The following is a 1,260-nucleotide window of genomic DNA, read 5'->3' as shown; positions in this document are numbered from 1 at the left end:
GGATCTTCGGGTCCGTGGAGAGGATGTCCTCATGGGTGCTGCGAGGTACTCGGGGGAGTTCAAGCGGGACGCGGTCGCGCTGGTGGAGTCCAGCGGGCGGCGCGTCCCGTCGGTGGCGCGGGAGCTGGGCGTCAACCCGGAGTCGCTGCGTCAGTGGGTCCAGCGCTCCCGGGCGGCTGCCGGCACCCCTGGTGCGGGCGGTGAGGGCCCGATGACGACGGCGGAGCGCGAGGAACTGCGCCGTCTGCGGCGGCAGGTGCGCGAGCTGGAACTGGAGAAGGAGATCCTGCGGAAGGCGGCTGCGTATTTTGCCAAGGAGATGGGTCGATGACCGGCCGCTGGCGGTTCATCTCCGAGTTCCGTGACCTGTATGGAGTACAGCGGCTGTGTCGGGTGCTGAACGTTTCGGCCTCCGGTTTCTACCGGTGGATCGCCGCGGCGGCCACCCGGGCGGCACGCAGGGCCGCCGACGAGGACCTGGGCGCGCGGATCGAGGAGATCCACGGCGAGTCGAACGGCGCCTACGGGGTCCCGAGGATCACCCGGGAGCTGCGGGAGCGGCACGGCGCGGTGAACCACAAGCGCGTCGCCCGTCTCATGCGCGAGCGCGGGATCGCCGGCCGACATCTGCGGCGCACGGTCCGCACGACGGTCGCGGACCGGAGCGTGCCGCCCGCACCGGACCTGGTCGGGCGGGACTTCTCCGCGCCCGGCCCGGATGTGCGCTGGTGCGGAGACATCACGTACCTGCCGGTCGGCGGGAGGTGGATGTACCTGGCGACGGTGATCGACATGCACTCGCGGCGGGTCGTGGGCTGGTCACTGGCCGAGCACATGCGGGCCGGCCTGGTCGTCGACGCGGTCCGGGCCGCTGCCGACGCCCGGGGCGGCGACGTGCGCGGCGTGGTATTCCACTCCGACCGCGGGGCGCAATATACGTCGGGTGCGTTCGCCGAGGTCTGCCGGGCGCACGGGATACGGCGTTCGACGGGCCGGGTCGGCTCCAGTTACGACAACGCGATGGCCGAGTCGTTCTTCGCCACGTTGAAGCGCGAACTGCTCTACGGCTCACACTGGCTGAACCGGGCACAGGCCCGTATGGCGGTCTTCACCTGGATGGCCTGGTACAACCGAAGGCGGCGTCACTCCGCCCTCGGATACCGCAGCCCCGTCGACTATGAACGGCAACACGCCACGAGCGTCATTAACCTGGACTTGGTCGCATAACAGGCAAGTGTCTACAAAATAGGGCAAAGCCCG

General features: G+C 69.8%; 1 protein-coding gene. It reads left to right on the top strand.

What is annotated here, in order from left to right:
• Nucleotides 1-31 precede the first annotated feature (31 nt).
• Nucleotides 32-1,227 (top strand): IS3 family transposase gene (locus ACIQIB_RS39520; protein ID WP_400764320.1). Its coding sequence is split into 2 segments (ribosomal slippage): nucleotides 32-310 and nucleotides 313-1,227, totalling 1,194 coding nucleotides; the frame shifts between segments, so codons are not numbered across the junction.
• The last annotated feature ends 33 nt before the right edge of the window (nucleotides 1,228-1,260 follow it).

The organism is Kitasatospora sp. NPDC092286 (assembly GCF_044755565.1).
Classification (GTDB): Bacteria; Actinomycetota; Actinomycetes; order Streptomycetales; family Streptomycetaceae; genus Kitasatospora.
Note: the sequence above shows the minus strand (reverse complement) of the source record. Positions and strands in the feature narration are given on the sequence as shown.